The sequence below is a fragment of the Neisseria sp. HMSC068C04 genome, assembly GCF_001810105.1.
GTDB classification, from domain to species: domain Bacteria; phylum Pseudomonadota; class Gammaproteobacteria; order Burkholderiales; family Neisseriaceae; genus Neisseria; species Neisseria flavescens_B.
In genome coordinates, this window is the sequence record NZ_KV799920.1 from 1 (window position 1) to 7,400 (window position 7,400).

The following is a 7,400-nucleotide window of genomic DNA, read 5'->3' on the forward strand; positions in this document are numbered from 1 at the left end:
GAAAAAGGAATTTTGCAAAGGTCTCGGCCTTTTGTTTGATTCCAAATTAAGCCTGTTTGGCAGCCCATTCGGCCGGAGTGGCGGCAACGGAGATCGACAGCGCGTGCAATTCGTTGCTTTCGAGTTGCGGTTTGAGGCCGTCTTTAATCAGGCGGTGGCGGGCGAGGCGGGCTTTGCCTTCAAATGAGGAAGAAACGATTACGGCGAAGAAGTGATGGCCGTCGCCTTCGACTTCGACGTGTTCGCAGGGGGTAACACCTTCAATCAGGGTTTTGACTTGTTCGGGTAAAAGCATGGGGGTTCCTTGGGAAATGGTTTGTTTGTAAAACAGGCATTATACCGAATCTTGATAAAAACAGGCCGTCTGAAAAACCAAACTTCGGGTTTCAGACGGCCTCGGTCTTTTGAAGCGTCAAATGCTTATTCGTACACTTTCAGCAGCTCGACTTCAAAAATCAAGGTCGCGTGCGGAGGAATCACGCCGCCGGCACCGTGTGCGCCGTAGCCCATTTCGGAAGGAATAGTCAGCTTGCGTTTGCCGCCTTCTTTCATGCCGCCGAAGCCTTCGTCCCAACCTTTAATCACTTGGCCGACGCCCAGAGTGATGGTCAGCGGTTGACGGCGGTCGAGGCTGGAGTCGAATTTGGTACCGTCTTCCAACCAGCCGGTGTAATGTACGGTGATTTCTTTGCCTTTGACGGCTTCTTTGCCGTGGCCTTCTTGCAAGTCTTCAATAATCAGGCTCATGATGTTCCTTTCGGATGTATGGTGAAAATCGGCTCAAGATTACCATATTGTGTGGAATCGTGAAACAAAGGCGGCCATATGGCCGGCAACAAAAAGGCCGTCTGAAACGGATTTTCAGACGGCCTTTGTTTTATGCTAAACCTTATTTGTTGTCAGGTTGGGATTTGACATCGTGGGAGACGGGCAGCTCAGGCATGGTTCGGGCAGATTCAGGAACATTGCCGGAGAGGGCTTTCAGGAAGGCAACGATGTTTTCAGTGTCTTCCGGAGCCAGGGTTTTACCCAATTGAGCTTTCGCCATGATGTTGACGGCTTTATCCAATTCCCAAACGCTGCCGTTGTGGAAGTATGGGTAGGTGCGTTCGACGTTTCTCAAGCCGGGAACGCGGAAGAAGAATTCGTCTTCGGCTTTTTTGGTTACGTCCGCACGGCCTTTGTCGTGTTTAGGATCGTCGATATGTTTCCAGTAAGGACCGTCCACCAAGCCGAATTTTTGGAACATGGTACCGCCCAAGTTGACGCCGTTGTGACAAGCGATACAGCCGTTGTCCATAAATGCGCGTACGCCTTTGCGTTCTTGTTCGCTCAGGGCAGACACGTTGCCTTTCAGGTAGTCATCCCAACGGGTCGGGGTCAGCAGGGTACGTTCAAACGCGCCCAATGCGGTGGTGATGTTTTTGAAGGAAACTGCGCCGTCTTCAGGGAATGCGGCTTTGAATTTTTCTTGGTATTCAGGGATACCGGCGATTTTTGCGGCGGCATCGGCTTCGGTCGCGTTGGCCATTTCAACAGGGTTGAGCAATGGGCCGCCGGCTTGTTCTTCCACATCGGCTGCACGGCCGTCCCAGAATTGGCTGCCCAACAAGGCGGCATTCAGGGCAGTTGGGGAGTTACGGGCGCCGAATTGGCTTTTGTGGCCCGCGCTGGTCGGCATGTTGTCTACGCCGGCAGTTGCCAAGTTGTGGCAAGAGTTACAGCTGACGGTGTTGCCTTTAGACAGGCGGTTTTCGTACCAAAGTTGTTGGCCGAGTTTGACCTGTTCTTCGGTAAACGGACGGACTTTTTGCATTTCGGCTAAGTCAGGCAAAGGTTTGAACGTAGCTTGCGCGCGTTCCAACAGGGCTTTGTCTTCGTCAGAAACATTGGCAGAATTTTGAGGGGCTGAAACGGCGGCGGTGCTTGCGGCGGCATCGGCAGTGCTCGCGGCAGAAGCAGCTTGAGGAGTTTCAGTAGTTTGTGCAGTTTTCTCACCGCAGGCGGTCAACGCGGCAGAAACGGCCAAGGCCAGAACGATTTGGTGGAGTTTCAAACGTGGCATAGGAGGTTCCTTTGTTATGCATTTGTTATGTAATGATTTGCTGGTTGTGACAGCAGTGTTTGAACTATATAAGATAAGTTGCTTTTAATTCTTGCTGTAAATCAACCTTTTAATTTTGATAAATTTTGAAAATATAACCGATAGAGAATTTTATGTTATGAAACTTTTTTATTATTTATTTACAGTTAGTTATGATTTTTAAGGCCGTCTGAAAAAACAAAATTCAGACGGCCTTTTAGTTTTTATTGATTACGTTCGTTATTTTATTTTAAAAAATCTTAATAAATATGGGGTTATTAAAAAATGAAAATAATTTGCGTTATTAAACATAAAGCGTTATAAATGCGTTAATAAATAAACGTTTCACTTTAGAGTTTTTTATGCTGATTGCTTTATTGATTATGTTGCGCGAGGGCATCGAAGCCGCCCTGATCGTCGGCATTGTTGCCAGTTTTTTGAAACAGTCGGGTCACAGCGAGCTGATGCCGAAGGTTTGGCTGGGCGTGTTTTTGGCTTCGGTTATGTGTTTGGGTATTGGTTACGGCATTCATTCCGTTACGGGCGAGATTCCGCAAAAAGAACAGGAATTGGTGGTCGGCGTCATCGGTCTGGTGGCCGTGGCGATGCTGACGTACATGATTTTGTGGATGAAGAAGGCCGCGCGTTCGATGAAACAGCATCTTCAGGATTCTGTTCAGTCGGCCTTGAACCACGGCAGCGGCCAGGGCTGGGCTTTGGTCGGCATGGCGTTTTTGGCCGTGGCGCGCGAAGGTTTGGAAAGCGTGTTTTTCCTGCTGGCCGTGTTCCAGCAAAGCCCGACGTGGTCTATGCCGATAGGCGCAGTATTGGGGCTGTTGGCGGCGGTTGTCATCGGTACGCTGATTTATCAGGGCGGTATGCGCCTGAATTTGGCGAAATTTTTCCGTTGGACGGGCGCGTTTTTGATTGTGGTGGCCGCCGGTCTGCTGGCCGGTTCGTTTCGCGCGCTGCATGAGGCAGGTGTATGGAATGCTATGCAGGACATCGCTTTTGACACATCGAAATATTTGCATGAAGACAGCCCTTTAGGCGTGCTGCTCGGTGGTTTCTTCGGCTATACCGACCATCCGACCGAAGGCGAAGTCCTGATTTGGCTGCTGTATCTGGTTCCCGTCATGATTTGGTTTTTGCGCGGCAGCGCGCCGGCAAAAACGTTAACTAAATAAGAAGGAAGTAAAATGAAAAAATTCAATCTGACTGCTTTGTCTGTAATGCTGACCCTGGGTTTGACCGCGTGTCAGCCGCCTGAAGCCGAAAAAGCCGCGCCTGCCGCTTCAGGCGCATCCGCTGCCGCCAATGCCGACGGTTCGGTCAATATCGGTGTGAACGATACTGCCTGCGAACCGATGGAATTGACCGTCCCCAGCGGCCAAGTCGTGTTCAATATTAAAAACGACAGCGGCCGCAAGCTGGAATGGGAAATCCTGAAAGGCGTGATGGTGGTGGACGAGCGTGAAAACATCGCCCCGGGTTTATCCGACAAAATGACCGTTACCCTGCTGCCGGGCGAATATGAAATGACTTGCGGCCTGTTGACCAATCCGCGCGGTAAGCTGATTGTTACCGACAGCGGCTTCAAAGACACTGCCAACGAAGCCGATTTGGAAAAACTGTCCCAACCGCTCGCCGACTATAAAGCTTACGTTCAAGGCGAGGTTAAAGAGCTGGTGGCGAAAACCAAAACCTTTACCGAAGCCGTTAAAGCCGGCGACATTGAAAAGGCCAAATCCCTGTTTGCCGCCACCCGCGTCCATTACGAACGTATCGAACCGATTGCCGAGCTTTTCAGCGAACTCGACCCCGTCATCGATGCGCGTGAAGACGACTTCAAAGACGGTGCGAAAGATGCCGGATTTACCGGCTTCCACCGTATCGAACACGCCCTTTGGGTAGAAAAAGACGTATCCGGCGTGAAGGAAATTGCAGCCAAACTGATGACCGATGTCGAAGCACTGCAAAAAGAAATCGACGCATTGGCATTCCCTCCGGGTAAGGTGGTCGGCGGCGCGTCCGAACTGATTGAAGAAGTGGCCGGCAGCAAAATCAGCGGCGAAGAAGACCGTTACAGCCATACCGACTTGAGCGACTTCCAAGCCAATGTGGAAGGCTCCAAAAAAATCGTTGATTTGTTCCGTCCGCTGATCGAAGCCAAAGACAAAGCGTTGTTGGAAAAAACCGATGCCAACTTCAAACAGGTTGAAGACATTTTGGCGAAATACAAAACCCCGAACGGTTTCGAGCTGTACGACAAATTGAGCGAAGAAGACCGCAAAGCCCTGCAGGCGCCGATTAATGCCTTGGCAGAAGACTTGGCCAAACTGCGCGGCATTTTGGGTTTGAAATAAGGTAACGCGTTTTCAGACGGCCTTTGGATATTGAAAGGTCGTCTGAATCTTATTGTCGTCCACACAAAATATGCTTGAAAACCAACCTTACTTCACACGATTGCAATCTTTCCGTTCCCTGCCAAGGAGCAGACCATGAGCCAAAACAAACAACCGGCACAACCCGAAAAACGAACCCTTTTCAAAACTGCCCTTGCCGCCGGCGCCATCGGCGTTGCCGGTTATTTTGCCGGTAAAAAACAAGGCGAAGCCGCCGCCGAAACCCAAAACAACCAACATTCCGAGCTGGCCTATCCGTGTTACGGCGAGCATCAGGCAGGCATCGTCACGCCACACCAGCTCTTCGGCATCATGTGTGCCTTTGACGTTACCGCTAAAGACGCCAAACAACTTGAAAACCTGTTCCGCACACTGACTGCCCGCATCGAATTTCTTACCCAAGGCGGCGAATACCAAGACGGAGACGACAAGCTCCCGCCAGCAGGCAGCGGCATCCTCGGCAAACAATTCCGCCCCGACGGGCTGACGGTTACCGTCGGTGTCGGCAGCAGCCTCTTTGACGACCGCTTCGGCCTCAAAGACAAAAAGCCGAAACACCTGCAGGAAATGCGCGACTTCCCCAACGACAAACTCCAAAAATCTTGGTGCGACGGCGACCTCAGCCTGCAAATTTGCGCGTTTTCCCCCGAAACCTGCCAAGCCGCCCTGCGCGACATCATCAAAAACACTGCCCAGTTTGCCGTCATCCGCTGGAGCATAGACGGTTGGCTCCCTAAAGCCGAACCCGGCGCCATTGCCGCGCGCAACCTTTTAGGTTTCCGCGACGGTTCCGGCAATCCCAAAGTCGAAGATCCCAAAGTCGCCGATCAAGTCCTGTGGACAGGCGTTGCCGCCAACAGCTTGGACGAACCGGCATGGGCGAAAAACGGCAGCTATCAGGCCGTCCGCCTCATCCGCCACTTTGTCGAGTTTTGGGACCGCACCCCGATGCAGGAACAAACCGATATTTTCGGCCGGCGCAAATACAGCGGTGCGCCCATGGACGGTAAAAAAGAAGGCGACACCGCCGATTTTGCTAAAGACCCCGACGGCAAAATCACGCCCAAAGACAGCCATATGCGCCTTGCCAATCCGCGCGATCCTGAGTTCATGAAAAAACACCTGCTCTACCGCCGCGCCTTCAACTACTCGCGCGGCCTCGCCGCCAACGGCCAGCTCGATGTCGGCTTGATATTCATCTGCTATCAGGCCAACCTTGCCGACGGCTTCATCTTCGTGCAAAACCTGCTCAACGGCGAGCCGCTGGAGGAATACATCAGCCCGTTTGGCGGCGGCTATTTCTTCGTCCTGCCGGGTGTCGAAAAAGGCAGCTTCCTCGGCAAAGAGCTTTTGGGCGTATAAATCCGCCGATGGTTTGAATAGATAAATAAAAAGGCCGTCTGAAACCTGAAAAACAGGGTTTCAGACGGCCTGTGTTTTTTCTATCAAACCAAATGTTCCGCCAAGAAAGCCAATGCGTATTCGACGGCTTGCGCCCTTACTGCTTCGCGATCGCCTGTGAAAAGCGCGGTTTGTTCAAACGAACCTTCGGGCGTGGCCAGGCCGAACCAGACTGTGCCGACCGGTTTGGCCGCGCTGCCGCCGCTAGGGCCGGCAATGCCGGAAATACTCAAAGCGTAATCTGCCTGCGCCACGGCTTTTGCGCCGCGTGCCATTTCATAGACAGTCTCGCGGCTGACCGCGCCGTGTTTCAGCAAGGTGTCGGGCATGACGCCGAGACGCTCCTGCTTGGCTTGGTTGCTGTATGTGACGAAGCTTTGATGAAACCATTGCGAGCTGCCGGAGAGTGAGGTCAGCGCACCGGCAAGCAGTCCGCCGGTGCAGGACTCGGCGCAGGTAACGGTTTGACGGCGGCTGGTCAGGTGTTCGGCGATGGTTTGCAGATGGGACATGGCGGCTCCTTATGGAAATGGTGGAATGGGGCGGGCGTTTGACCCGCCGGGTTTCAGACGGCCTGAAAGCTGAAATCAGTCTTTCGGCTGAATGAGGTGGACATCACATTGTGGGAATGGGATGTTGATGTTGGCTTCGCGCAGATTTTCGACGATCTGCTCGTTCAGGGCGAATCGGAATGGGCCGAGATTTTCTTCTTGCGTCCACGCCCAAAGGGTGATTTCGATGGCGCTGTCGCCAAGGTTGGTAATGTATACGACGGCAGGTCGTTCTTCGGTTTGAACACATAATGGATGCTCGGTTGCCGCTCTCAATACGGCGGCTTTGGCGGCTTTCAAGTCGCAGGCGTAGTCGACGCCGACAACGACTTGGGCGCGGCACAGGGGCAGGGAGGAGCGGTTGGTGATGCTGTTGGTCATGACCACGCTGTTGGGCAGGACGACTTCTTCGTTGTCCGGCGTACTCAAAGAGGTCTGCACCATTTTGATTTCGCGGACGATGCCTTCAAAGCCGTTGACGCGGATAAAGTCGCCGACTTTAAACGGACGGAACAGGATAATCAGCACGCCGGCGGCGAAGTTGGACAGTTGGTCTTTCAAAGACAAAGCTACGGCCAAGCCTGCGCCACCGATCAAGGCGGTCACGGAAGTGGTCGGAATGCCGAGTTTACCCAGTGCGGCGATGATGATGAGGATCAGCAGGCCGATGTTGGCGACGTTGCCGAGGAAGCTGACCAGTGTTTTATCGACTTTGGCACGTGTCAGCGCGGCTTTCATCAGTGTCACCACGCGCGTGGCGACCCAGCGGCCGATAAAGAAGATGGCTAAGGCGGCCAGCAGGTTCGTGCCGAAAGACATGCCGGTTTGGGCGAGTTGTTCCCAACCGGAGAAGGGGGAGAGGGATTGAAGATCGAAATTCATAATTGTGTATGCGTGTGAAGTTGTTTAAAAGGTCATTGTAAAACAAGGCCGGCGGATTCGCATTTGAAGTGCAACTTT

Annotated in this window: 8 protein-coding genes; 3 read left to right on the forward strand and 5 right to left on the reverse strand. The window is 52.7% G+C overall.

All coding sequences use genetic code 11. The features are described from left to right. Window positions 1-46 precede the first annotated feature (46 nt). The 3 genes from HMPREF2700_RS02855 to HMPREF2700_RS02865 form a co-directional block, all read right to left on the reverse strand. Window positions 47-295, reverse strand: coding sequence for a BolA family protein (locus tag HMPREF2700_RS02855; protein WP_003686612.1), 249 nt, complete (start codon window positions 293-295; stop codon window positions 47-49). 125 nt (window positions 296-420) lie between these two features. Further along, complete coding sequence (locus tag HMPREF2700_RS02860; RefSeq protein ID WP_094192864.1) at window positions 421-750, reverse strand: FKBP-type peptidyl-prolyl cis-trans isomerase; 330 nt, start codon at window positions 748-750, stop codon at window positions 421-423. Window positions 751-889: 139 nt separating this feature from the next. Next, window positions 890-2,065: a cytochrome-c peroxidase gene (locus tag HMPREF2700_RS02865; protein ID WP_070589910.1), complete on the reverse strand. Its 1,176-nt coding sequence runs from the start codon at window positions 2,063-2,065 to the stop codon at window positions 890-892. Between the two features lie 380 nt (window positions 2,066-2,445). Between HMPREF2700_RS02865 and efeU the strand changes: the two genes are divergently transcribed. From efeU to efeB, 3 genes are all read left to right on the forward strand, one after another. After that, window positions 2,446-3,270 carry an iron uptake transporter permease EfeU gene (gene efeU, locus HMPREF2700_RS02870; protein WP_070589913.1) on the forward strand — a complete coding sequence of 275 codons (825 nt, stop codon included), beginning with the start codon at window positions 2,446-2,448 and terminating at the stop codon, window positions 3,268-3,270. A 12-nt stretch (window positions 3,271-3,282) separates the two neighbouring features. After that, a complete protein-coding gene (gene efeO, locus HMPREF2700_RS02875; RefSeq protein ID WP_070589915.1) occupies window positions 3,283-4,449 on the forward strand; it encodes an iron uptake system protein EfeO in 1,167 nt (388 codons plus the stop codon). Between the two features lie 135 nt (window positions 4,450-4,584). Then, window positions 4,585-5,850 (forward strand): iron uptake transporter deferrochelatase/peroxidase subunit, encoded by a 1,266-nt coding sequence (efeB, locus tag HMPREF2700_RS02880; protein ID WP_070589918.1) that lies wholly within the window; start codon window positions 4,585-4,587, stop codon window positions 5,848-5,850. Window positions 5,851-5,933: 83 nt separating this feature from the next. Here efeB and HMPREF2700_RS02885 read toward each other — a convergent pair whose 3' ends face one another. Both HMPREF2700_RS02885 and HMPREF2700_RS02890 read right to left on the reverse strand, forming a co-directional pair. Continuing rightward, window positions 5,934-6,401, reverse strand: a complete 468-nt coding sequence (locus HMPREF2700_RS02885) for a CinA family protein (RefSeq protein ID WP_003686660.1) — start codon at window positions 6,399-6,401, stop codon at window positions 5,934-5,936. A 75-nt stretch (window positions 6,402-6,476) separates the two neighbouring features. Beyond that, complete coding sequence (locus HMPREF2700_RS02890; protein WP_070589920.1) at window positions 6,477-7,322, reverse strand: mechanosensitive ion channel family protein; 846 nt, start codon at window positions 7,320-7,322, stop codon at window positions 6,477-6,479. Between the last annotated feature and the right edge of the window lie 78 nt (window positions 7,323-7,400).